General features: G+C 56.3%; 25 protein-coding genes. 15 read left to right on the forward strand and 10 right to left on the reverse strand.

The features are described 5' to 3' along the window. Positions 1 to 15 precede the first annotated feature (15 nt). The 5 genes from ASD8599_RS07365 to ASD8599_RS07385 form a co-directional block, all read right to left on the reverse strand. The gene (locus tag ASD8599_RS07365) at positions 16 to 1,083 is read right to left on the reverse strand and encodes an AAA family ATPase (protein ID WP_108827925.1); all 1,068 of its coding nucleotides are present in this window, start codon (positions 1,081 to 1,083) and stop codon (positions 16 to 18) included. Between the two features lie 10 nt (positions 1,084 to 1,093). Next, positions 1,094 to 2,767, reverse strand: coding sequence for a trypsin-like serine peptidase (locus tag ASD8599_RS07370; protein WP_108827926.1), 1,674 nt, complete (start codon positions 2,765 to 2,767; stop codon positions 1,094 to 1,096). Positions 2,768 to 2,777: 10 nt separating this feature from the next. Then, positions 2,778 to 3,092, reverse strand: a complete 315-nt coding sequence (locus ASD8599_RS07375) for a trypco2 family protein (RefSeq protein WP_108827927.1) — start codon at positions 3,090 to 3,092, stop codon at positions 2,778 to 2,780. A 137-nt stretch (positions 3,093 to 3,229) separates the two neighbouring features. Further along, entirely contained in the window at positions 3,230 to 3,619 is a 390-nt protein-coding gene (locus tag ASD8599_RS07380) for a carboxymuconolactone decarboxylase family protein (protein WP_108827928.1), read from the reverse strand. A gap of 131 nt (positions 3,620 to 3,750) precedes the next feature. Next, the gene (locus tag ASD8599_RS07385; RefSeq protein ID WP_108827929.1) at positions 3,751 to 4,167 is read right to left on the reverse strand and encodes a VOC family protein; all 417 of its coding nucleotides are present in this window, start codon (positions 4,165 to 4,167) and stop codon (positions 3,751 to 3,753) included. A gap of 221 nt (positions 4,168 to 4,388) precedes the next feature. Here ASD8599_RS07385 and dusA point away from each other — a divergent pair, with 221 nt between their 5' ends. From dusA to ASD8599_RS07400, 3 genes are read left to right on the forward strand one after another with little or no spacing between them, the layout of a single operon-like run. Then, a complete protein-coding gene (gene dusA, locus ASD8599_RS07390) occupies positions 4,389 to 5,435 on the forward strand; it encodes a tRNA dihydrouridine(20/20a) synthase DusA (protein WP_281261552.1) in 1,047 nt (348 codons plus the stop codon). Continuing rightward, on the forward strand, positions 5,428 to 6,249 hold the full coding sequence (locus tag ASD8599_RS07395) for a sulfite exporter TauE/SafE family protein (RefSeq protein ID WP_108827930.1): 822 nt from the start codon (positions 5,428 to 5,430) through the stop codon (positions 6,247 to 6,249). Before dusA ends, ASD8599_RS07395 begins: the two co-directional genes overlap by 8 nt. Then, positions 6,246 to 7,001 carry a hypothetical protein gene (locus ASD8599_RS07400; protein WP_108827931.1) on the forward strand — a complete coding sequence of 252 codons (756 nt, stop codon included), beginning with the start codon at positions 6,246 to 6,248 and terminating at the stop codon, positions 6,999 to 7,001. Before ASD8599_RS07395 ends, ASD8599_RS07400 begins: the two co-directional genes overlap by 4 nt. 39 nt (positions 7,002 to 7,040) lie before the next feature. On the opposite strand, the gene ASD8599_RS07405 is transcribed toward ASD8599_RS07400, so the two are convergent. The 3 genes from ASD8599_RS07405 to ccmI are packed head-to-tail and all read right to left on the reverse strand — an operon-like array spanning position 7,041 to position 8,974. Beyond that, entirely contained in the window at positions 7,041 to 7,271 is a 231-nt protein-coding gene (locus ASD8599_RS07405) for a DUF1289 domain-containing protein (RefSeq protein ID WP_108827932.1), read from the reverse strand. Then, positions 7,272 to 7,751 (reverse strand): Holliday junction resolvase RuvX, encoded by a 480-nt coding sequence (gene ruvX / locus ASD8599_RS07410; protein WP_108827933.1) that lies wholly within the window; start codon positions 7,749 to 7,751, stop codon positions 7,272 to 7,274. Then, positions 7,748 to 8,974, reverse strand: a complete 1,227-nt coding sequence (gene ccmI, locus ASD8599_RS07415; RefSeq protein WP_108827934.1) for a c-type cytochrome biogenesis protein CcmI — start codon at positions 8,972 to 8,974, stop codon at positions 7,748 to 7,750. The genes ruvX and ccmI overlap by 4 nt, the downstream gene beginning before the upstream one ends. 268 nt (positions 8,975 to 9,242) lie before the next feature. Between ccmI and ASD8599_RS07420 the strand changes: the two genes are divergently transcribed. Continuing rightward, positions 9,243 to 10,487: a sarcosine oxidase subunit beta family protein gene (locus ASD8599_RS07420; protein WP_108827935.1), complete on the forward strand. Its 1,245-nt coding sequence runs from the start codon at positions 9,243 to 9,245 to the stop codon at positions 10,485 to 10,487. A 26-nt stretch (positions 10,488 to 10,513) separates the two neighbouring features. On the opposite strand, the gene ASD8599_RS07425 is transcribed toward ASD8599_RS07420, so the two are convergent. Then, positions 10,514 to 10,705, reverse strand: a complete 192-nt coding sequence (locus ASD8599_RS07425; protein ID WP_108827936.1) for a hypothetical protein — start codon at positions 10,703 to 10,705, stop codon at positions 10,514 to 10,516. 134 nt (positions 10,706 to 10,839) lie between these two features. Here ASD8599_RS07425 and ASD8599_RS07430 point away from each other — a divergent pair, with 134 nt between their 5' ends. From ASD8599_RS07430 to ASD8599_RS07475, 10 genes are all read left to right on the forward strand, one after another. Next, positions 10,840 to 11,076 (forward strand): hypothetical protein, encoded by a 237-nt coding sequence (locus ASD8599_RS07430; RefSeq protein ID WP_108827937.1) that lies wholly within the window; start codon positions 10,840 to 10,842, stop codon positions 11,074 to 11,076. Positions 11,077 to 11,235: 159 nt separating this feature from the next. Continuing rightward, positions 11,236 to 11,445 (forward strand): hypothetical protein, encoded by a 210-nt coding sequence (locus ASD8599_RS07435; RefSeq protein WP_108827938.1) that lies wholly within the window; start codon positions 11,236 to 11,238, stop codon positions 11,443 to 11,445. Between the two features lie 84 nt (positions 11,446 to 11,529). Continuing rightward, the gene (locus tag ASD8599_RS07440; protein ID WP_108827939.1) at positions 11,530 to 11,859 is read left to right on the forward strand and encodes a sarcosine oxidase subunit delta; all 330 of its coding nucleotides are present in this window, start codon (positions 11,530 to 11,532) and stop codon (positions 11,857 to 11,859) included. Between the two features lie 79 nt (positions 11,860 to 11,938). After that, on the forward strand, positions 11,939 to 14,953 hold the full coding sequence (locus tag ASD8599_RS07445; protein ID WP_108827940.1) for a sarcosine oxidase subunit alpha family protein: 3,015 nt from the start codon (positions 11,939 to 11,941) through the stop codon (positions 14,951 to 14,953). After that, positions 14,946 to 15,515 (forward strand): sarcosine oxidase subunit gamma, encoded by a 570-nt coding sequence (locus tag ASD8599_RS07450; protein ID WP_108827941.1) that lies wholly within the window; start codon positions 14,946 to 14,948, stop codon positions 15,513 to 15,515. Before ASD8599_RS07445 ends, ASD8599_RS07450 begins: the two co-directional genes overlap by 8 nt. A gap of 214 nt (positions 15,516 to 15,729) precedes the next feature. Continuing rightward, positions 15,730 to 16,119, forward strand: a complete 390-nt coding sequence (locus ASD8599_RS07455) for a hypothetical protein (RefSeq protein WP_146188197.1) — start codon at positions 15,730 to 15,732, stop codon at positions 16,117 to 16,119. A gap of 295 nt (positions 16,120 to 16,414) precedes the next feature. Continuing rightward, a complete protein-coding gene (locus tag ASD8599_RS07460) occupies positions 16,415 to 16,609 on the forward strand; it encodes a hypothetical protein (protein WP_108827943.1) in 195 nt (64 codons plus the stop codon). Beyond that, a complete protein-coding gene (locus tag ASD8599_RS07465) occupies positions 16,609 to 17,061 on the forward strand; it encodes a hypothetical protein (protein WP_108827944.1) in 453 nt (150 codons plus the stop codon). The genes ASD8599_RS07460 and ASD8599_RS07465 overlap by 1 nt, the downstream gene beginning before the upstream one ends. A gap of 12 nt (positions 17,062 to 17,073) precedes the next feature. After that, entirely contained in the window at positions 17,074 to 17,511 is a 438-nt protein-coding gene (locus tag ASD8599_RS07470; protein WP_108827945.1) for a hypothetical protein, read from the forward strand. 72 nt (positions 17,512 to 17,583) lie between these two features. Further along, a complete protein-coding gene (locus tag ASD8599_RS07475; protein ID WP_108827946.1) occupies positions 17,584 to 18,183 on the forward strand; it encodes a superoxide dismutase in 600 nt (199 codons plus the stop codon). A 421-nt stretch (positions 18,184 to 18,604) separates the two neighbouring features. Here ASD8599_RS07475 and ASD8599_RS07485 read toward each other — a convergent pair whose 3' ends face one another. Continuing rightward, positions 18,605 to 19,156: an LOG family protein gene (locus tag ASD8599_RS07485; protein ID WP_108827948.1), complete on the reverse strand. Its 552-nt coding sequence runs from the start codon at positions 19,154 to 19,156 to the stop codon at positions 18,605 to 18,607. Between the two features lie 119 nt (positions 19,157 to 19,275). Between ASD8599_RS07485 and ASD8599_RS07490 the strand changes: the two genes are divergently transcribed. Continuing rightward, positions 19,276 to 20,625, forward strand: a complete 1,350-nt coding sequence (locus ASD8599_RS07490; RefSeq protein ID WP_108827949.1) for a LysM peptidoglycan-binding domain-containing protein — start codon at positions 19,276 to 19,278, stop codon at positions 20,623 to 20,625. The last annotated feature ends 77 nt before the right edge of the window (positions 20,626 to 20,702 follow it).

The raw sequence follows: 20,702 nt of genomic DNA on the forward strand, positions 1-20,702 counted from the left end.
CCCAAGGTCACCTGTCTATTCCGCCTCAAGATCAATACGGGTCTTCATCAAAATACCTTTGAAAGCACGCACTTTCGGGTGGGCGTCGCTGATGGTTTCCGTGGGCTGCACACCAGCGGCCACAAGGGCGGAGACAAAGGAAATCAGTTCTGCCGTAGAGGGTTTTTTGTTCTCGATGGTTTTGCGGATCATCATGAAATAATCGACGGCAGATGTGACCAGCGGGTCCGAAGGGGCCAAGGTGCCATCGGCGGCAGACGCACTTGCGATGATGCGGCACAATCGTGCATCCGTCGGGGTTTCAATCCAGTGGAACACACTGCGGCGCAGAAACGCGTCCGGGAAACTGCGTTCCGAGTTCGAGGTGATAAGCACAACAGGGAAGGTTTCGGGTGCGGCCTGCAAGGTGATGCCAAGTTCCGAGATGGTAAAGCGCATATCTTCGAATTCGGCCAGAACGTCATTGGGCGCATCGCGCGGCGCCTTGTCCAGTTCATCAACCAAAACGATGCTGCGTTGGGGATGACTGACATCGCCTGCATCCCGAAAGACATAAGCGAAAAGCTGGCCCAGTGTGACGTCTTGCGAGGATTCCAATCCGTGATATGCGCCGCCAAACAAGGCATCGGGGCCTTTCTCTGTCAATCGGACCACAGCATCCGGGCCTGCGGACAAAACGATGGCGCGGCCCAAACTGGACAAAACCACATAGTCCAGCAATCCTGCCGTGCTGTTGGGATTGGACGCATCCCGAAAGCGGGCCACTTCATTGAAGGAATAAAACAAATCCATTCCGGACGTGGTGGATTTTACGTGAATGGGGGGTAAAAACGGCAGCTCAAGTTTATGCGCCAAAGCCCGTGCAAAGGATGTTTTACCGACTCCGGGTTCGCCTGCAAGGATCAAAGGCTGCGACAACAGCATCGCGGCTTTTGAGGCGGTGACGAGCTGATCATCGTCAAAGTCGTAGCCATTGTTTGTGCGCGGACGATGGCGCCAGGCCACGGGTAAGGTATTGATCAAATCGCGGGTCAGTCCCGCAACACCAGATATCAACAGATTGGCCAGTGCGTTGTCTGTCATTTTGAGGCTCCTATTCGTCGATGTCCGTGCTGAAAGTTTCGTTGATCAGATGGCGTGCAAAATACATTGGAAACATGTCCTGATTAAGCGTTCGGTCTTCGATTTTCATACGCAGGCGCCCGGAAATGCGCAGGCCCGCGTCTTCAAGGGCGTCGAGCCAATCCGCCATGTCGAAATGGGTGCATTGCGGGACGCAAAGGTCAAAATCCGGGCTCCAGTTCAATCTCGGAAACTCTGCTTTCAAGTCTGAAAGAACCGCAGGCAAAGCGTTGATTTTGTCGTCAAACAGCGCACCGGCTTGAAAGCCTTCATCCACGCCCAGTTTGTCGCGCCCCTTTGAAAAGGCCAAAAACAGAACGGGCGGCGTGCGGCCTGTCAAGACAGACGGGCGGACGCTGTTGAACACCGTCAAAACTTGGCGCAAGACCGCCAGACAACTTTCGGAGATGTCGGTGTCGATGTGTTCCATCACCACAACTTGTGGCTGGGTTTCGTCCTCAAGTGCGCGCGCGATGGCGTTGGGGTCGGGAATCCGCCCCGGTTCATGCAGCCCCAAGCCACGCCCCCATGCCAGCAGGGCCGCTTGCAGGGCCGTATCGGGGGGCGCACCGGGCAAGTACCGCACGCTGAGGGTCGGGGCCTCGGCCCCCATTGCAAAGCCCACGCTTCTTTCCATCTCGTGCAAGGCCGAGGACACAAACAGGTTCAGTTCGTCGACATTGTGTCCGGTTAATACAACCACCAAGGGCGCCAATTGTTCGGTGTCCGTATCGCGGCGGGCATCGCTGGCAGGCATCGCCAAATCCTGACGCATCCATTCGCTTAAAAAATGCCGGGGCATGGTTCGGTCAAAGGTGATCAGCTGTTCTGCCGGGTTCGGGGGGGCGTTTTGTGTGTCGTCAATGGTTCTGCCCAGCACATCCCAAAATACAGGATCATTTTTCAATTGCGACAAGCTGGTGAAATACAACGCGTTGTTTTGACGGATGCGCGATTTGGTGTTGCTGACAACGCCGATCAATTCCAAAGGTTGCCCGATGTTGTGTTGCCACAAAACTGTGCCTGACATACCGGCCCACCCGCGCACGTTTTCGGGCTGCGCACTTTGTACATTCACCTGCATCGCTGAAAACATACCCCGCGTGCTGCGTGTGGCCCCGAAAAGACTGTAGATTTCGCGGAAATCCGCGGCGTTGGATCCCAGATGGATGGTGGCGAAATCGGGGAACCCTTCGCCGGTCAACGTCATTTCCTGACCTTCTGCCGCCCCGATCTTGAACGAAAGCGCTGCCTGTGCAGCACCCGATTGCGCCATTGCCTCCGGCGTCATTTGTAAAAGAGCGACATCGACTGTCGGCATCTGTGCGCCAGCGGGTGGCCAGACCAATGTGCAATCGTGAAAGGCCGCACCCGGATGGGTCACAAGCTGGGGCACATTTACGCGGCGAAAATCGAAGTTCAGCAGGTCTGGCATTTCACCCAATGCAGACGCCAGATCCGCGATAAGTCGGACCTGAGGGCAGGGGACGTTTTGGGGAACGATGTCGGGCAGGCGTGCGCCATTTTCCATTGGAAAGACACAATGCAGCGCCGTCAGGATCAGCCCGTCCCCGACAAGCGCACCTGTCCCTACGCCACCGCCGGGGTGGCGCAACTGAACGGTGTGATGCCGGATCGGGTTCACGGCACGCCCCTTAAATTGTGGTGCTGCCTGAGCTGGTGATAAAGATCTGTTCGCCGTCTTTGCCTACAGGTTCCAAGGACAGTTTAATGGTCTGGGTCGATGCGTTGCTAAGTGTACCGCCCCCGCCTGCTTCTGCACCCACGGAGAAAATCTTGAAGCTGATTTTGCCGCTGGCTTCTGCCGATTTCTCGGCGACCACAGACAGTTCCAGATCAAGTGTTTTGGGAACAAAGCGCACTTCGGCATCACTTGATGCGGCCAAAGCGGTTTCCAGTTCCGCCCGCAGGTTCGAGATAAATTCAGCCAGTTCAATATCTGCACTCATGGCAACAGCACCTTTTAATGAAAAATCGCAATATACCCCAACGCTACAACCTGAAGTGCAGTTTGGTAAATCACTAATTTTGTATGAAGATCGACGTTGCCTCGTGTGGTGGTCAGGTCTTGAACGGATTTATGATGTTAAGTCTTTGATTGTTCTTCCAGAACCTTCTTTGCAGCACGAAAGCACTCTAGACCCTGCGGGACACCACAATAGATAGCGATGACATGAATGATTGCGCGAATTTCTTCCTTTGTGACACCGTTGTTGATCGCGCCACGGCAATGCAATTCCCATTCGGTCATCTTGCCCAAGGCCCCGATCATCGACAGATTCATCATCGACCGTGTCTTTGCATCAATCACATCATCCCCCCAGCCAAAGCCCCAGCACCATGCTGTCATTGCTTCTTGAAAGGGGCGTGTGAAGTCATCTGCCGCTGCCAGATTGTTTTCAACATAGGCCGCACCCAAGGTGGCTTTGCGTTGCTCCAAACCGGTCAAAAATAGGTCTTCGTCAAATGCGCTCATGGGGTGTCCTTTCGGGGAATAAGGTGAAGGCTGACAGTGTGGCGGACTATGTGCACAGATGGGCCGTTCTTCCAAGCTGTTCCCATAGAAACGGTATCATCCGTCACACGCTACACGTCACTGGCTACGCGTCACCCGTCGCGCCCCGCCTCGTTCGGATCACACGAAAAAACTGCTATTTTGTTGCCCTGTGGATCGCGCAGATAGCTGACGTAGAAATGTGGCCCGTAAGACGCGCGAAATCCCGGTTGACCTTCGTCGGTCCCGCCCGCGTCAACGGCCGCCGCATGTAGATCGCGCACTTGGGCCTGATTGCGGGCTTCAAACGCCACCATCGTGCCGTTTCCTGCAGTGGCGGGCTGTCCGTTGAAAGTTGGTTTGACGTAAAAGTCGGGCAAAACGGGGCGCTGTCCTTCGGGCACGGGCAAGGCAAAGCTTAAGCCCTCTGGTCCTTCTTCCAGCCCGTAGCCCAACGCGGGAAGAAATGCAGAATAGAACCGCTTTGCGCGATCCATGTCATCGACACCGACAGTGACGTAAGAGATCATTGGAATAACACCCTATTGTTGCGGCTTGCGTGACGGGTGTGCTTTATCATGCTTCAGCAGGCGCACACAAATGCTGGCATTTTTCAATTTGCGACAGCGTCTTTTGACACTCCCTTGCCGAAGCGATGCGCACGCGCACGGGGTTCCCCCTGCCTATTGTTGTTGGTCGAATTTTCCACTAACTACACATCCTATCGAACTTATAATTCGCAGGTCCGTAAGTGTCTGAACATAAAAGATATAATTTGCACCACCATGCCCGCCTTTCTGTGGCACCCATGATGGACTGGACGGACAGGCATTGTCGTTATCTGCACAGGCTGCTCAGCGCGGACACATTGCTGTATACGGAAATGGTGACGTCCGCGGCTTTGGTGCGTGGCGGCGCGTTGCGGTTGTTGGAATTCGACGTGGCAGAACATCCCGTGGCCTTGCAGCTAGGCGGCTCTGATCCGCAAGAACTGGCGCAGGCCGCCAAACTGGGGCAGGCGCGCGGGTATGACGAGATCAACCTGAACGTAGGCTGCCCGTCGGATCGTGTGCAATCAGGCACGTTTGGTGCTGTGTTGATGAAAGACCCCGCACGGGTCGCGGCATGTGTGTCTGAAATGCGTGCGGCCGTGGACATCGAAATCACCGTAAAGTGCCGCATTGGCGTGGACGATCAAGACCCCGAGTATGTGCTGCCAGAGTTTTTGGCGCGGATCGTGGCGGCAGGGTGCGAACGCGTGACAATCCACGCCCGCAAAGCATGGTTGCAAGGTTTGTCGCCAAAGGAAAACAGGGATATCCCGCCTCTTGATTATGATCTGGTGCACAGGATGAAAGGGTTGTTTCCAAACCTGCATATCTCTGTGAATGGCGGTATCGAAAGTCTGGATGCGGCGCAGGGTTTTCTGGATGCCGGATTGGACGGGGTGATGATCGGGCGCACAGCCTACCACCAGCCCACTGATATTCTGGGCACCGCGGACCAGCGCATCTATGGCGCAGATACACAGACCACGGCCCAAGATGCAGTGCTGCAGATGTTGCCCTATATCGAAAGCCATCTTGGCGCGGGGGGGCGTCTCAATCAGGTAACACGGCATATGCTTGGCTTGTTTGCAGGGCGTCCCGGGGCACGGTTGTGGCGGCGCAAGTTGTCAGAAGAAGCGCACAAACCCGGCGCGGGCCCTGAAGTCGTGGAAGCTGCCTTGGCACAGGTCCAGACCGTGATCCAAAATGCCGAAGACGCGCCAAGCGAAAAGGAACAAAGCAATGCCTGAGACCGTTTTGCTGCTTCAAATGACACTGCTTTTGTTGGGGATCGGTGCTTTTGCGGGCGTGCTGGCCGGATTGCTTGGTGTGGGCGGAGGGATCGTCTTGGTGCCTGCGTTTTTCTATGCATTTCAAACGCTTGGATACGATGGCCCGCAATTGATGCAGATGTGTTTGGCGACGTCACTTGCCACGATTATCGTGACCTCGGTGCGCTCTGTTCACAGCCACAATAAAAAGGGCGCTGTGGACTGGAATATTTTGCGCACGTGGGCGCCGGGGATTGTTGTGGGGGCGGTGATTGGGATGCTGGTTGTGGCGCAGCTGCGATCCGTGACCTTGCAGATAATCTTTGGCGTTTTGGCACTGATCGTGGGGCTGTACATGACCTTCGGGCGCGCAGACTGGCGTTTGGCAGATGCGATGCCGCGTGGGCCTTTGCGCATGGTTTTGTCCCCAGTATTGGGCTTTATGTCGGTCCTTATGGGCATTGGCGGGGGCAGCTTCGGGGTGCCGGTGATGACGCTGTTTAACACTTCAATCCACCGCGCCGTGGCCACGGCAGCCGGTTTCGGCGTGGTGATCGCCGTGCCTGCGGTTGTCGGGTTCTTGTTTGTGGACATGGCAATGGCCGTGCCGCCCTTGACGATTGGCGCGGTCAATTTGGTGGCCTTCGGCATCATTATTGCCATGACCCTGATCACAGCCCCCTGGGGCGTGAAATTGGCCCATGCAATGGACCCCAAGCCTTTGAAACGCGCATTTGGTGTGTTTTTGGTACTGGTGGCTTTGAATATGATGCGCAAGGCGTTCTTTGGATGATGCAACGTGACGGATTTGTTGTGTTTGGGCACGACGCAGGGGTTCAGCGCTGGGCGCAAGCGGCTTATGCGCATGTTCCGAATGCGCACAGCGACCCGTCTGTGCCACTGGACCAGTTGCGCCATGGCCGCACGTGGTTTGTCGGGTTGGACGCGCTTCCCAATGACGACGCAGGCACTGTGGACGGTGTGCCGCTGACAGGGCCATGGCAGGCTCAGGTGCCTGATATGGCTTTGCATCGTGCGCAACTGTCCGTGGTCTATCCGGGCTATCCGCTGCAAGACGCAGACGAAAGCCCAGGCAATCACCGTTTCAGGATCACGCGCAAGGCGGCGCATGTGGATGGTTTGCTGCCTGTTGGGGTGCACAAGCGTCGCTTCGCACAAGAGCTACACGCCTATATTCTGGGTATTCCGTTGCATGATTGCGCAGCCGCCCCGACTGTGGTGTGGCGGGGCAGTCATGTGATTATGCAGCGTGCGTTGAAAGATGCAATTGGCGGGGGCAATCCCGGGCAAGTGGACGTGACAGAAGCCTATCAAAACGCGCGGCGTCATGTGTTCGAAACATGCGAAATGGTACCGCTGACGATGACTGTGGGGCAGGCGGCGTTGATACACCGCTTTGCATTACACGGTACAGAGGTTTGGGCATCCAACGCCAGCGCGATAAAGGAAACGCACCGCGCGATTGCGTTTTTCCGGCCCGCTTATAGCAATGGCCGCGACTGGTTGGGAGGATCGTTTTCTTGAAAAGAAAACGCACCGGAAACTTACAAAGTTTCCGCCCGGTTATCGTTTCAAACGCGCTGCACGTCCGCCGCGTCGGCCTTTGGGCGCCGCTTCGCGCAGGGGCAATTCAGCCATAATCTGGCTTCGAGCTTCGGCGCTCATCTTTGACCATTGGGTGATTTCATCGATGGAACGTGCGCAACCGGTGCACAACCGCGTTTCGGGATGCACCACGCAGATCTGGATGCACGGGCTTTCGATTTCTTTGCGTGTCCATACCGGTACAGTCATCTAATTTCCTTCACGGCGCAAAACGCCCAAACGATCCAACAGTCCTTGCAAGATATATCCCGCAGCCACATGATCAATGACCTCGGCGCGACGTTTGCGTGACGTATCCGCCTCAAGCAATGCGCGTTCTGCGGCAACGGTGCTCAAGCGCTCGTCCCAATAGGTGATTGGCCCGGCCCACAGTTTTTCCAGATTGCGGGCAAAAGCGCGTGTGGATTGGCATCGCGGCCCTTCAGAGCCATCCATATTGCGCGGCAGCCCCAAGACCAGACCACCAATGTCACGGGCCTTCATGACCGCAAGCAGCTTTTCGGCGTCTACACCGAACTTTTTGCGTTTGATTGTCTCAAGCGGCGTGGCGATTCCCAAAAAGGTATCGGAAACAGCCAAACCGATTGTGACAGTGCCCAAATCCAGACCGATCAACGGGCGCATGGGCGGCAAAATGGCCGCAAAGTCTGTGACGTCGTCATAGATCATTCGGCCACATTGACCCGTTCGCCTGCGCGGTTCAGCAAATCAAGCGCAGCAGGGTCGTCTTTGAAAACTTCGACACCATTGTCGTAAACAGCCCGCGCCTGTTGTGTGCGACCCAAGACGCCCAAGGCCCCGATCAGTTGCGCCCATTCCTGAGGTGTGCCGCCTTCGCTGGCCAGCCGTTCTGACAAGCCTTCGACCATACCCTCGATCATCTCCATCCGCTCGGCGCCGGTCATGTCGCCAGCCGCTTCTATATCATCCGCCGAGGGGCCACGCGTCGCGCCGTCACCGACTGTCGGGATCTGGTAGTTGACGCCAGATCTGGCAGCCATGTCTTCGATCTGCTGCAAAATCGGGGCGATCCATGGGGCATCAGGTGGTCCTGCCCGCAATTGCTGATCCCAAATCCGGAACGCAACATCCGGACGTCCTGTTTGCGCGTTCATCAAGCCCCAGTAATACCGCGCTGTGCCGTTGCCTGCATCCTGTGTCAAAGCCACTTGCAAAACGCGCTCCGCTTCCGGGGAAACATACCCGCCAGCGGCCAGGATCATCATATCCGCGTAGTCTGTGATGTCGTCAATCGTCGCCGAATTGCCCTTTAGGCGCAGCACAGTTTCTTGGGCGCGGTGGGCTGCAGCGTAGTTGCCCAAATTGGCCTCTGAGCGTGCCAAAAGCACATTGCCTTGCAGATCATCGGGACGCTGCGCCACGGTCAGGCGCAGCTTTTCCACCAGCGCCACATAATCGGGCGCCGCATTTTGCAGTGCGGGTGTGCTGGCCAGACTGTCTTCGGCCTCCTGCTGGGCAGGACGGTCCGCACGAAGGCTTTCTGCCATTTCAATGCGGTCTTTCAAGGCCAGATCGCCATATCCCGGTGCCCCGATCTGAAGGTACAGCCCGAAGGCGCCGCCAGTGACAGCCAGCGCCACCAGAACACTTGCCGCAAATGGCGCACCGCCTGCGGTGCTGACTGACGCGTTCGCTTTGGCCGCATCGGCGGTGAGGATGCGCCGCGACACTTCAGTGCGCACGCGTGTGGCGTCTGCCTCTGAAAGCACGCCGCGCGCCAAATCACGATCAACTTCCGCCAGTTGATCGCGGTAGACCTGCACGTCGAAGGTGGCCGCATCGGCGTCCGGGACTCGGGCCCGCATAAAGGCCAATGACAACAAGGCCACAACACTTAATGTCAGCCCACCAGTGATAATCCAGAACAGCATAGCGCCCCTTTCGGTATTCCCTCCGATGTAGCCTTCTATGGCTGCCATAAAAAGGGGCAATTGGGCGCACCGGTCACTAGATGACGCCCAATTGACTGTCCTGTCGCAAAACTGCATGAAAGTGCCGCGGCGGGTATCCTGTTTTTATGGTATCTCACCCAGAACAGGCACAACGTTGGGGCGGTTTGCGAATCCGTGACATTTGCCTGCGCAGTCCCGCCAGAACCCAAATACGACCGACATTCGGACCACATTCGGAGCTTTGTAAATGAAACGCTATTCCGCCTTTGCTATCGCCCGTGAGGCCGTCCGTTACCACACAGGATGGGAACGTGCGTGGCGCGCCCCCGAACCCAAAAAGAAATATGATGCGATCATCATCGGGGCCGGTGGCCACGGGTTGGCCACAGCGTATTATCTGGGCAAGAATTTTGGCATCACCAATGTGGCGATCCTTGAAAAAGGCTGGTTGGGCGGTGGCAACACGGGCCGCAACACCACCATCATCCGCTCGAACTATCTGCAAGATCCCTCTGCCGCGCTTTATGAAAAGTCGCGGTCGCTTTACGAAACCATGTCTCAGGACCTGAACTACAACGTGATGTTCAGCCCGCGCGGCGTGATCATGCTGGCCCAAACCCACCACGAGGTGCGCGGCTATCAACGCACGGCGCATGCCAACGCGTTGCAAGGTGTTCAAACCGAATGGATCGGACCGCAAAAGGTGAAAGAGCTGTGTTCGATCATCAACCTTGATGGTCCGCGCTATCCGGTGTTGGGCGGCTTGTGGCAAGCGCGTGGCGGCACGGCGCGTCACGATGCTGTGGCTTGGGGCTATGCGCGGGCGTGCTCGGACATGGGCATGGACGTGATCCAGCAATGCGAAGTGACCGCGATCCGCCGCGATGGCGGCAAGGTTGTGGGCGTCGACACCACCAAAGGCGCGATTGATTGCGACAAGCTTGGGATTGTGGTTGCAGGCCACTCGGGTGATCTTGCGGCCAAGGCGGGCTTCCGCTTGCCACTGGAATCCGTGGCGCTTCAGGCGCTTGTGTCTGAACCGATCAAGCCCGCGATGGATGTGGTCATCATGGCCAACACCGTGCACGGCTACTTGTCGCAATCCGATAAAGGCGAAATGGTCATCGGGGGCGGCACGGACGGCTACAACAACTACACCCAGCGCGGATCTTTCCACCATGTGGAAGAAACCGTGCGCGCGCTGAACGAAACCTTCCCGATGCTGTCGCGCCTGAAAATGCTGCGCCAATGGGGCGGGATTGTGGATGTGACGGGGGACCGTTCGCCGATCCTGTCCAAAACGCCTGTAGACGGCGTGTTCATCAACTGCGGTTGGGGGACAGGCGGGTTCAAGGCGATCCCGGGGTCCGGTTGGGCCATGGCGGAACTGATGGCCAAGGGACATTCGCCTTTGACGGATGAATTCGGAATGGAGCGCTTTATCGAAGGCCGCTTCATCGACGAAAGCGTCGCGGCCGGGGTTGCGCACTAATGAATACCGTCATGGATTTGGCAGGATTAGTGGGGCGTTCGGGTCTTTTCCCCTTCGCCTGCAGCACTGCCAAACGCGATCAGATTGCTGACGTCGATGTCGCGGCCACCGCGCGCAGCTTTGCGCTTGGCCATGCCGCGCCGTTCCAGCAAAAGCATGATGACAGCGACTACAATTATTGCGCCAAAGACGGCAACGGCACCCATTTCTTTGCTCATGACAAATCCCTTGTGTCAACTTTGATTGACACATTTGTAGCGCAGGGTTCGGCTGATCGCCAAGAAAAAACTTGGAACCATTCGATGCCTGCGCGGGTTCTCTTTTCGACACAAGAAATCGAAGGAGACACACAATGTCAGACGAAACCGCAACACACACAACAGCAACAAGCACATCAGGCGGCAACAGCGGTTTGGCCTTTGTTGTGGGGGCGCTTGTCGTCGTGGTCGCGGTGCTTGCGTGGTTCATGTTCGCAGGCGCCGATGGGGGGCGCGATGACGTCAACATCAGCATCGAAGGCGCAGGGGCGGCCATCGAAGGGGCAGCACAAGCTGTCGAAGGCGCAGCAGAAGACGTGTCAGGCAACTAACCGCCCAACACGACTAAATCTGGACAATCCGGCAAGGATCGGCGCAACGCACACCGCGTTTTGCGCCATCCTTCGCCGGATTTGGCGTTTCGACGCACTGATGGTTGAGCGGGCGGTAACAGATGTTTTGATGACGGTCTCAACACAGGAGAACGTCAAATGTCCGATTACACGAACTCAAACATCTCCCGCAGCGAAGGCATCAGCGCCAAAGGCCTTCTTGTGGCAGTGCTTGTCCTTGCGGCCTTCATCTTTGTTCTGTCTTTCATCGGTAGCAGCACAGTGCCTGAAGGCGAAGAAGGGGCAGCACCCGCAACGCTTGAAAGCGCGCCAGTGGTCGATCCCGCAGCTCCGGCTGTCACTGAATAAACCAACCAACATCACATCTGCTTCAGGCGGGCGCTTCGCGGCGTCCGCCTTTTGCATGTCTGACACCCTGACAGGAGCCGCGTAATGCTTGTCCTCACATGCCCTTGCTGCAACGTAACTGCAGAAGAAACCGAATTTCATGCCGGGGGCGAAGCACATTTGAAACGCTTTGGTCCGGGGTCCGATAACGCGGATTTCGAAAACTACCTGTTTATGCGGCAAAACCCCAAAGGGGTTCATTTTGAACGCTGGCGCCACAACAACGGCTGCGGAAAATGGTTCCATGCCGCGCGGTGCACAATGACGCTGGAAGTGTTCGGCACATATTCCGCGCAAACATATGAACCACCCAAAGCCCTGTGTGACGCCATCAGCGCCAAGCGGCCCGGCTGGTCGTGGGGGGCATTCTCATGATCCGCGCCCTTCTTCTTTTCGCTAAAAATATCCCCGCCGGAGGCATCAAGTTTGTCTCCCAGATGAAAGGGTCAAAAACATGAGCACTCGTCTCGCAACAGGCGGTCGCCTGCTGAACAAAACAAACGCTATGAACTTCACCTTCAACGGGCGCAGCTTGCGCGGCTTTGAAGGCGACACATTGGCGTCTGCCTTGCTGGCCAACGACCAGATGCTGGTGGGGCGGTCGTTCAAATACCACCGTCCGCGTGGCATCGTGGCCTCGGGCGCGGAAGAGCCCAATGGATTGGTGAATTTGGGCGAAGGCGGCAAGTTTGAGCCAAATCAACGCGTGACCACCACAGAATTATTCGATGGTCTGACGTCCAAAAGCCAGAACCACTGGCCCAGCCTAGAATTCGACGTCGGTGCTGTGAACTCCAAACTCAGCCGCTTTATGCCGGCGGGGTTCTACTACAAAATGTTCATTCACCCGCGCCCTTTGTGGAAACACGTGTATGAGCCGTTTATCCGTCACGCCGCAGGCCTTGGGGCCGCCCCAAAAGACCGCGATGTCGACACTTACGAGCATTTCTACGCCTTCTGTGACGTTCTGGTTGTGGGCGGCGGTGTCGCTGGCCTTCAAGCGGCGTTAAGCGCAGGCGAAGCCGGTGCAGAGGTCTTGTTGCTGGAGCAAACCGCGCATTTGGGCGGGCGTGCCCCTGTCGATGGTGGTGAAGTTGCCGGCACAGACACCGAAAGCTTTGTGACCCAGATCGTGGCCAAGCTAGAGGCGATGGACAACGTCAAAATTCGCACCCGCACAATGGGGGCGGGGGTCTACGACCACGGTTATGTGTTGGGCTATGAGCGCCTGACGGATCACGATCCGGCCAAAGAGGGTCCGCGTCAGCGTTTGTGGCGTATTCGTGCAGGTCATATCGTGACAGCCACCGGTGCGATCGAACGTCCGCTCAGCTTCGCGGGCAATGACATTCCGGGTGTCATGCTGGCCAGTGCTGTGCGCGATTATGCGGTGAACTTTGGCGTGTCGCTTGGCGACCGCACAGTGGTTGTCACAAACAACGACGATGCCTACCGTACGGCAATCGCGCTGAAACATGCAGGGCTTGATGTGCCTGCCATTCTGGATGCGCGTGTCTTGACCCAAGACAGCGCGTTGATGGCGCAGGCCAAGGCGCTTGGCATTCGGGTGATGCCCGGACATGGCGTATCCATGGTGCAGGGCGGCAAACGCGTGACTGGCGTTGCGGTCTGTTCGCAAGCCGGCGAAGGTGCTGTGCTGGAAGAAATCGGATGCGATGTGGTGGCGATGTCAGGCGGTTGGTCGCCGGTTGTGCATTTGTGGTCACATTGCGGTGGCAAACTGACATGGGACACGGAACAAGCCAGCTTCCGTCCCGATCCGGCCCGTGCGCCAATTGGCGACAAAGGGCAGGGCTTTGTAACGGCTGCTGGCAGCGCAAATGGCGAAATGGATCTTGGGGCGATCCTGTCGGACGCAAGATCCGCAGGGATTGCTGCGGCAAAAGACACCGGACGTGGTGGCAAAGCCAGCGCAGCACCAGAGGCTGTGACCGACGATGAGGCACCTATGATGCCCGTTTGGTTGATGCCGCAAGGCGCAGGTTACAAGCTGCGGTCCAAAGCATGGCTGGACTATCAAAACGACGTGAAAGTGTCCGATGTTCAATTGGCAGCACAAGAAGGCTTCGAAAGCGTCGAACACGCCAAGCGCTACACCACGTTGGGCATGGCGACCGACCAAGGAAAGCTCAGCAACATCAATGGTTTGGCAATCCTGTCTGACAGTTTGAACCAACCAATTCCGCAAACCGGCACCACCACGTTCCGCCCACCCTATACGCCCATCTCAATGGGGTCGATTGCAGGCGAAGCGAAAGCCCACGTGTTCCAACCTGTGCGCCGCACGCCGATGTACGACTGGCACGACAGCAACGGCGCCGATTGGGAACCCGTCGGCCAATGGCGCCGCCCCTACGCCTATGTGCGCAGCGGTGAAACCGTGCATGACGCGGTAATGCGCGAAACCAAGAACACACGTGACAACATGGGGCTGCTGGACGCCTCGACCCTTGGCAAAATTATCGTCAAAGGGCCGGATGCAGGCAAATTCCTCGACATGATGTACACCAACATGATGTCCAATCTGAAAATCGGCAAATGCCGCTACGGGTTGATGTGCTCCGAAAATGGCTTCCTGATTGATGACGGCGTTGTCGCCCGCATAGATGACGATACATGGCTGTGCCACACCACCACAGGCGGCGCCGAAAGCATCCATGGCCATATGGAAGAATGGCTGCAGACCGAATGGTGGGACTGGAAGGTCTATGTCGCCAACGTCACCGAACAATACGCGCAAGTTGCGGTTGTCGGACCAAATGCACGCAAAGCACTTGAAGCTTTGGGCGGCATGGATGTCAGCGCTGACGCGCTTGGGTTCATGGAATGGAAAGACGGCACGTTGGGCGGCTTTGATGTGCGGGCCTACCGTATCTCGTTCTCGGGCGAACTGAGCTATGAGATTGCGGTCCCTGCAAGTCAGGGACAAGCCTTCTGGGATGCTTTGATGGCTGTGGGCGACGCGCTGGGCGTGATGCCATACGGTACAGAATGTCTGCACATTCTGCGGGCCGAGAAGGGTTTTATCATGATCGGTGACGAAACTGACGGCACGGTCATTCCGCAAGACCTTGGGCTGAATTGGGCGATCTCTAAAAAGAAAGAAGATTTCCTAGGAAAACGTGCGCAGGAACGCGACCATATGGTCAGCAACAAACGCTGGCGTTTGGTGGGCCTGGAAACCACCGATGGATCGACGCTGCCAGACGGTGCTTATGCCGTCGGCGAAGGCACAAACGCCAACGGTCAGCGCAATATGATCGGGCGCGTGACGTCCAGCTACCATTCTCCGAACCTTGGAAAAGGCATCGCTATGGGACTGGTGTTGAACGGGCCGGAACGGATGGGTGACATCATCACCTTCCCCGGCACCGAAGGTAAAGACTATACCGCAAAAATCGTGAACCCTGTGTTCTTTGATCCCGAAGGAGCAAAGCAAAATGTCTAATCCTATCAGCGCTTTGAACCAAGCCAGCGATGCGGCTGGCATCGCCACTGTTGCGGATGCCGGTCTGCAGGGCATGATCACTTTGCGTGGTGATCTGTCTGTGGCCAAAGTCAAAAAGGCCGCAACCAGCGTCACAAAAGTGGCATTGCCGGAAACCGGACAGGCCAACACAGACGGCGCACATGGCATCGTCTGGATGAGCCCGGATGAATTGATGGTCCTGTGCCCTTACGATGCGGTCGCAGACACTTTGGCGGCTATGCACAAGACATTAGGAACCACACATGCGCTGGCTGTTGATGTGTCGGATGCGCGCGCGTGTCTGCGTCTGAGCGGTGCGCATGCCCGTGAAGTGTTGGCCAAGGTCGCTCCGGTTGATCTGCGTCCGGCTGCGTTCACAGCTGGTATGTTCCGCCGCACACGGATCGCCCAAATTCCAGCAGCTTTCTGGATGCCGGAAGAGGGCGTTTTCCAAATCATATGTTTCCGCTCAAACGCTCAGTATCTGTTTGATGTGTTGACGGTGGCGGCACAGCCGGGTTCTGAAGTGGGGCATTTCTAGCCGGGCGAAGGCGAGGGCGAGGGCCGTATAGGAAGGGTTCTTGAAGGACCGGTTGTAGAATGCATATGCTGCTCCGAAGTTGGGTTAAGGATTAAAGCAGCAACGGGCTGGAATGGTTTAATCGTTACGTGCTAAAGTCGTGTTGGCGTTAAAAAATCTGAGATAAATCACCATGCGGACTTGCTACAGAATTGCTTCATATTTGGGCGCAGTATTGATTGCTGTCCCGGCCTATGCCGTTGATCTTGCGTGCCTATCACGCAATCCATCGACCAAAGATTGGGTGCCGGAAGCTGTTTTTGTATCCATCGACACGCAAAGTCTGAAAGCACGGGTGTTGGATGAATACACATTGTCCGTCATGGAGGGGCCTGCCTTGGCAGAGGTTTCGCGCCCAACATCAAAACGGCTGCAACTGAACTGGGCGTTGATCGATGCCACAGACCTAAGCGGCCGCAGCACCAATGTGAAATTCAAAATGACGCTGAACTTGAAGACCTTCAAATTCAATTACAGCGGCGTCAGCGAAAGCTCTTTTCTGACGCCGGGCAGTGCGTCGGGAACCTGTGCGCCTTGGGATAGAATTCCAGACCCAAAGTCATAATTTGCGGTTGCAGGCCGGTGACGGATCGCCCTAACATGACGCATATTGGCGTCAGTATTGAGGGTATGCATTGTTTTTTTCTACATCTGGTTTTCGAAAATTCTGCGCGGCATCTGCGTTTTGCGTGGCAGCGTCAGGCGCGTTTGCACAAACTTATGATTGCGACATGCACAACACAGGGCGTGGTGGCTGGATGGGGGATCGCATGATCTTTTCTTTGGTTCCAAAGGACGTGACAGGCTTCGTGTATGACGGCGTGATCAAAAACGCCTAGGATTCCCCGATTGCGGCGCGAGTGACGAAACGCAAAGATACATTGTGGCGTTACAAATGGGACGTTGAAGGCGCACCAAGCGTCAATGCCGGGAAGTTAAGCCTGACATATTCGGCGCTTTTGAACACGAAATCGGGAAAGGTCACGGTCAACGGCATCTTGCACGGGGGCGACAATGTGATCAGCGGCGAGGGACGCTGCAAGGTTGTCAAATAATGCCGTCTCGTTTTGGGAAAGATGGGTTCTTTAAAAGATTGAAACCTGTGGCAGTGGCCATGGCTTTGATGTGTGCCAGCGCGGTACCTGCCGCTTCGGCAGGGTTTCTTTGGGACTGCAAACTAAGCGATTACGCAAGATCAAAGGGCTGGATCGCCAGCACGATTGGCTTTGTTGATGATGGCAGTGGTGCGGTTCAGGTCGTGGACCCCCTGATCCTGCACTACAATAAAGTCGCCTTGCAGGGGCAGGTTTTACGCAACGATGCCAAGCGGTTGATCGTGAAATGGACATTGTCCGGTGGCGAAAAAGAGGGCGGGGGCACCTATGGTGACTTCGACTACCGTGCCTCGATCAGCAAGGCCAATGGCAAAATCCAACTGACTGCAAAACCGCGGCAATTCGATTCAGGATTGCGCAGTGGCGGTCTGTGCACTCGGCGCACGAAATAGAAAGATGAAAGAATGAAAAAGACTGTTTTGTGTATCGGCCTTGCAGCCCTGTTGTCCCCCTTAAGTGCGGTGGCCCAACCCTTGATGTACGACTGCGATATTAATAAACGTGACCCCCGTGTTGATTGGGTGCCCGCCAAACTTGCGGTGATCTTTGACGGTCAAGGCAAAGTGTCCGTTGTCGACCATATCATTCTGACCTTTTTCCAAAAGCCGATGGCCGCATCCGTGGTCCAGCGTAACGGTAAATTGCGTGTGCGTTGGGAGGTCAAGAATGCCAAAGACAACCTGAACCAAAGGGTTCCGAATTTCAGCTACACGGCTGTCATCACCAAAAGCACTGGTGCGGTAAAGGTCAGCGCCAACCCCACCAACACACCACAAAACTGGACGGGGCGGGGGACTTGCAGCGTTCGAAAAGACGGCAAGCTGCCGAAAGTTTTGCGCTGACACCCTTGATCTTGCAGGCCATCGCGCTTCATGTCAGTGGAGAGACAGAAATTTAATATAGGAGGCCCCGCAATGGCTTTTACACTTCCTGATCTTCCCTACGCCCACGACGCACTGGCAGATGCCGGCATGTCCAAAGAGACGTTGGAATACCACCACGACCTGCACCACAACGCCTATGTCACAAACGGCAACAAAGCGATTGAAGGCACGGAGTGGGACGGCAAAACTCTGGAAGAGATCATTGTCGGCACCTATGATGCAAACGCAGTCGCCCAAAGCGGCATTTTCAACAACATCTCCCAGCTTTGGAACCACAACCAGTTCTGGGAAATGATGGGCCCAGGCAAATCCACCATGCCCTCCGAACTGGAAGCGGCCCTGAAGGACAGCTTCGGGTCGGTCGACAAGTTCAAAGAGGACTTCGCAGCCGCAGGCGCAGGCCAGTTCGGTTCAGGCTGGTGCTGGTTGGTGAAAGATACTGATGGCGAGCTGAAAGTGACCAAGACTGAAAACGGCGTGAACCCGCTGTGCTTTGGTCAAACCGCTTTGCTCGGCTGCGACGTATGGGAACATTCCTACTACATCGACTTCCGCAACGCGCGTCCCAAGTACCTGACCAACTTCATGGACAACTTGGTCAATTGGGAAAACGTCGCGTCCCGCATGTGAGGGCGGTGGCCAATTGACCGACGCGCATCGGCTTTGCCGCTACGCTGGGTGAATTGGGAAAACGTAGCATCCCGCAGGTAATGGGTGCGATTGGTTGACTGATGCGCACCTCTTTTGGCGCTGCATTTGCTCAACACTCATAACAAGTGGCCCCATCAGGCGTCTGATGGGGCCATTTTTGTTGCCAAATCGCCACATGTCGTGGGGTGCAAAGCGTTGCGTAGCAGATGTAGCGGGATGGGGGGCCGGCTTGGCGCGTTTCTTGCACAGGTTTCATGCGCTGGGTGCGGGCGTTGCGATCGGAGGGGTCCCCACGGTCAGCGATTTTGCCCAAACAACACTCCAACCGTCGCATACGCGCGACGTGTTTTAAAACCACCCGCATCTTTAGGCGCAGCGCATATGATGGCTTTGCTTTTTCTCAGGCCAGTGCTTTGCTCAATTCATCTTCAGCGGCCTGCGCATCGGGCACGATGGTCACAAAATCCAACAGGCTTACATCTGCAAAACCCTGCGCCACCACATGGTTCATAAGCTGGATCATGGGATCCCAATACCCGTTTGTATTCAAAAGAAAAATTGGCTTTTCATGCAGGCCCAACTGGCGCCATGTCAAGGCCTCGAACAACTCGTCCAGCGATCCGGCACCACCGGGCAGAACCACGACGACATCGCAATTCATGAACATGACTTTCTTACGTTCATGCATGGTTTCAGTGACAATATAGGTTGTCAGATCAGTTTTGCCGACTTCCCAATCCACAAGGTGCTGGGGGATGACGCCGAATGTTTCGGCGCCTGCATCTTGGGCTGCGCGGGCCACTGTACCCATCAATCCCACGTCACCCGCACCGTAGACCAAACGCCAGCCGTTGCGGGCCAATGCCACGCCTAAGGCCTGTGCATCCGCGCCATATGCAGGGTCTTTGCCCATGCGCGATCCACAATAAACACAAACAGATTTGATGGGCATGTTGGCTTCCTTCACTGAAAATCGTCGCATTGTGATCAAGCGGGTTTTGACCCGTGATAGCCTGCTTGTTATGTAACCTCAATTGATCTGGACGCCTTACGGGGCGGGTTTGAGGACGCATGAGTAAGTTAGCGGCATTGGCAGGCGGACAAGCGGGTACCTTGGCGGCAGGGGCCGTTGTGGTGGCTGGCGTTGTGGGCGGCGGGGCGTGGATGTTTACCCAAGACGAAACGGCACCTGTGCAAACCACCCCTGTTGTAGAAGCCGCAGTTGTTCCAGAAGTGCAAGCACCCCCAGCAGCAGAACCTGTCGTGGCGGTCGATCCGAAACCGGACGTCGTGGATGCCGAAGCGTCCCAACCAGAGGCGTCACAGCCTGCTGCAGTTGGTGCCGAGGTTGTGGTTTCTGACCCTGTTCCGCCACGCTTTGATGAGGTGCGCACAGAGAATGACGGGCTGACTGTGATTGCTGGCAGGGCCGCCCCAGGCAGCACCGTTGCCTTGTTGGTTGACGGTGTGGAAGCGGCGCGAGCGACGACGGAAAGCAACGGCGCCTTTGCAGTTGTGGCCATTTTGGATGTCAGCGACAAGCCGCGTTTGTTGACCTTGCTGCAAATCGAGGGTGAAAAGACACTGGCATCCGCGGATGAAATCATTATTGCGCCAACGCCCAAGGCAAGTGCGGACACGGTGGTGGCAGATGCGGTTGCGACACCCGAACCTGAATCCAATCCTGAACCGGAACCCGAAACTGCGCCTGCGGTTGAACCGGCAATTCCACTGGAAACAGCAGAAGTCGAGCCTGCACCAGAGGCAACTCCAACTCCAACACCTGAAGCTGCGATCCAATCGGTGCCAGTTGCCAAAGCAGATCCTGTGGCAACACCTGCACCTGAACTGGCGCCCGAACCGACACCTGAACCAGAAGCGCAAGTTGCTGTGCTGAAAGCGGATGAAGACGGCGTCGAAGTGCTGAACCGGTCGTCTGCCCCCGAGGTCATGGCAAACGTTGCCATTGATACAATCAGCTATTCGGACGTGGGCGATGTGTTGTTAAGCGGGCGGGCCCAATCGCGTGCACAGGCTGTGCGAGTGTATTTGAACAATGCCCCGGTCACGACATTGAATGTGGACGGGGCGGGGCGTTGGCGGGGGGATTTGCCTGACGTCGACACCGGTGTCTACACTTTGCGTGTGGACGAGGTAGACGATGAAGGGGCTGTCACAAGCCGGGTTGAAACGCCCTTCAAACGCGAAGACCCTCAGGTTCTGGCTGCCGCACAAAGTGATGACCGCGCACCTATTGCTGCGGTAACGGTGCAAACAGGGGCCACGCTTTGGGCAATTGCACGCGACAGATATGGCGATGGCACGCTTTACGTGCGCGTTCTGGAAGCCAATAGCGACGCGATCAAAAATCCTGATCTAATTTATCCGGGACAGATTTTTGACCTGCCTGACGATCCATAAAATCATTTAGTGCGCCGGACTGTTTTAGGGGCTGCTATGGAATAAATGTACCAGTGCGCTGGCCCTTGTGGCTTTGG

This window comes from Ascidiaceihabitans donghaensis (assembly GCF_900302465.1).
Lineage (GTDB): Bacteria > Pseudomonadota > Alphaproteobacteria > Rhodobacterales > Rhodobacteraceae > Ascidiaceihabitans > Ascidiaceihabitans donghaensis.

What these genes read in the sequence shown, in the direction of transcription:
- ASD8599_RS07425 (WP_108827936.1), bottom strand. Translation starts at nt 10,705, where the DNA reads ATGAGCAAAGAAATGGGTGCCGTTGCCGTCTTTGGCGCAATAATTGTA.
- ASD8599_RS07440 (WP_108827939.1), top strand. Translation starts at nt 11,530, where the DNA reads ATGCTTGTCCTCACATGCCCTTGCTGCAACGTAACTGCAGAAGAAACC.
- ASD8599_RS07485 (WP_108827948.1), bottom strand. Translation starts at nt 19,156, where the DNA reads ATGCCCATCAAATCTGTTTGTGTTTATTGTGGATCGCGCATGGGCAAA.
- ASD8599_RS07420 (WP_108827935.1), top strand. Translation starts at nt 9,243, where the DNA reads ATGAAACGCTATTCCGCCTTTGCTATCGCCCGTGAGGCCGTCCGTTAC.
- ASD8599_RS07445 (WP_108827940.1), top strand. Translation starts at nt 11,939, where the DNA reads ATGAGCACTCGTCTCGCAACAGGCGGTCGCCTGCTGAACAAAACAAAC.
- ASD8599_RS07465 (WP_108827944.1), top strand. Translation starts at nt 16,609, where the DNA reads ATGCCGTCTCGTTTTGGGAAAGATGGGTTCTTTAAAAGATTGAAACCT.
- ASD8599_RS07475 (WP_108827946.1), top strand. Translation starts at nt 17,584, where the DNA reads ATGGCTTTTACACTTCCTGATCTTCCCTACGCCCACGACGCACTGGCA.
- ASD8599_RS07400 (WP_108827931.1), top strand. Translation starts at nt 6,246, where the DNA reads ATGATGCAACGTGACGGATTTGTTGTGTTTGGGCACGACGCAGGGGTT.
- ASD8599_RS07395 (WP_108827930.1), top strand. Translation starts at nt 5,428, where the DNA reads ATGCCTGAGACCGTTTTGCTGCTTCAAATGACACTGCTTTTGTTGGGG.
- ASD8599_RS07380 (WP_108827928.1), bottom strand. Translation starts at nt 3,619, where the DNA reads ATGAGCGCATTTGACGAAGACCTATTTTTGACCGGTTTGGAGCAACGC.
- ASD8599_RS07405 (WP_108827932.1), bottom strand. Translation starts at nt 7,271, where the DNA reads ATGACTGTACCGGTATGGACACGCAAAGAAATCGAAAGCCCGTGCATC.
- ASD8599_RS07375 (WP_108827927.1), bottom strand. Translation starts at nt 3,092, where the DNA reads ATGAGTGCAGATATTGAACTGGCTGAATTTATCTCGAACCTGCGGGCG.
- ruvX (WP_108827933.1), bottom strand. Translation starts at nt 7,751, where the DNA reads ATGATCTATGACGACGTCACAGACTTTGCGGCCATTTTGCCGCCCATG.
- ASD8599_RS07385 (WP_108827929.1), bottom strand. Translation starts at nt 4,167, where the DNA reads ATGATCTCTTACGTCACTGTCGGTGTCGATGACATGGATCGCGCAAAG.
- ASD8599_RS07365 (WP_108827925.1), bottom strand. Translation starts at nt 1,083, where the DNA reads ATGACAGACAACGCACTGGCCAATCTGTTGATATCTGGTGTTGCGGGA.
- ASD8599_RS07435 (WP_108827938.1), top strand. Translation starts at nt 11,236, where the DNA reads ATGTCCGATTACACGAACTCAAACATCTCCCGCAGCGAAGGCATCAGC.
- ASD8599_RS07490 (WP_108827949.1), top strand. Translation starts at nt 19,276, where the DNA reads ATGAGTAAGTTAGCGGCATTGGCAGGCGGACAAGCGGGTACCTTGGCG.
- ASD8599_RS07450 (WP_108827941.1), top strand. Translation starts at nt 14,946, where the DNA reads ATGTCTAATCCTATCAGCGCTTTGAACCAAGCCAGCGATGCGGCTGGC.
- ASD8599_RS07470 (WP_108827945.1), top strand. Translation starts at nt 17,074, where the DNA reads ATGAAAAAGACTGTTTTGTGTATCGGCCTTGCAGCCCTGTTGTCCCCC.
- ccmI (WP_108827934.1), bottom strand. Translation starts at nt 8,974, where the DNA reads ATGCTGTTCTGGATTATCACTGGTGGGCTGACATTAAGTGTTGTGGCC.
- ASD8599_RS07430 (WP_108827937.1), top strand. Translation starts at nt 10,840, where the DNA reads ATGTCAGACGAAACCGCAACACACACAACAGCAACAAGCACATCAGGC.